Annotated in this window: 1 pseudogene; it reads right to left on the bottom strand. The window is 59.8% G+C overall.

Going from position 1 to position 1171, the window contains the following annotated elements:
- Positions 1–131 precede the first annotated feature (131 nt).
- A pseudogene (locus VSS37_RS20520) lies at positions 132–1171 on the bottom strand (IS3 family transposase); the annotation flags it as partial.

The raw sequence follows: 1171 nt of genomic DNA, 5'->3' as shown, positions 1-1171 counted from the left end.
GCCTTTGCCTTTGCCTTTGCCTTTGCCTTTGCCTTTGCCTTTGCCTTTGCCTTTGCCTTTGTCGTACTTTGTGTTGTTGCGCTTGCTTCTGCGGCGGGAGAAACCCCTGTGGAGCGTAGCGGAACAGGGGTTTCTCCCGCCGCGCCGCCGAATTTGTCCACAATCATCGCTCCACCCCCTGTCGCAGTCTGATGCACGACATCGGGCGTCTGGTCACCCAGCGACTGGTGCGGACGCGCGCCGTTGTAAAAGACGAAGTACTCTGCCAGGCCGAGCATCAGGTCGCCCAGGGTGGCATACCCCTTCAGATAGACGTCCTCATGCTTGACGTTGCGCCATAGTCGCTCCACGAAAATGTGGTCGAACGCTCGCCCTCGACCATCCATGCTGATCAGCACCTCTTCACGCTTCAGCACGCGGGTGAAGGCTTCGCTGGTGAACGGCGAGCCTTGATCGCTGTTGAAGATTTCCGGCTGGCCATGGACACGCAAGGCCTCCTCCAGGCAATCGACGCAGAACGTGGCGTCCATGCGGTTACTGATCCGCCAGGCCAGCACTCGACGCGAGTACCCGTCCATGATCGCCACCAGGTAGGCAAAGCCAGGTGCCAGCCGGATGTACGTCATGTCCGTGCTCCAGACCGGGTTCGGCCTGATCACCGGAACACCACGCAGCAAGTACGGATAGACCTGGTGCTCTGGGTGACTCCGGCTGGTGTTTGGCCCGGGCGCCATGCCGGCCAGCCCCATCTGCCGCATCAGGCGCTGCACCCGTTTTCGATTGACCGTATGACCTACCCTCTTGAGGTACTCAACCATCCGACGACTTCCCTAGAATGGGTGCCGGGTGTATTCCTCGTCGATCAGGCGGCTATGCAGCAGATCGCTCTCATCGACCACTGGCGGCCTTTGCTGGGCGTAGATCGTCGAACGGCATACTCCTGCCAGGACGCATTGCTGGAACACGCTCATCGCCTCCTCTGCGTCAATCCATCCTCGCCGCATCAGGACAGGCTCATCCCAGACTTTTTTGAGCCAGTCCAGTTCCATCTTCAGCTTCCCAATCTCGCTATACAACTGATCCGGCTCCTGGTGCGTAGCCATCGGCTTCGGACCCCGCTTGCCTTCAAACAGCGTCTTCGCTTGCTCCTGGATCGCCTTCTTCCACTGCC

The organism is Candidatus Thiothrix phosphatis (assembly GCF_035668035.1).
GTDB lineage: Bacteria > Pseudomonadota > Gammaproteobacteria > Thiotrichales > Thiotrichaceae > Thiothrix > Thiothrix phosphatis.
The sequence above is the reverse complement of the archived record's forward strand: the minus strand, read 5'-3'. Positions and strand labels throughout refer to the sequence as shown.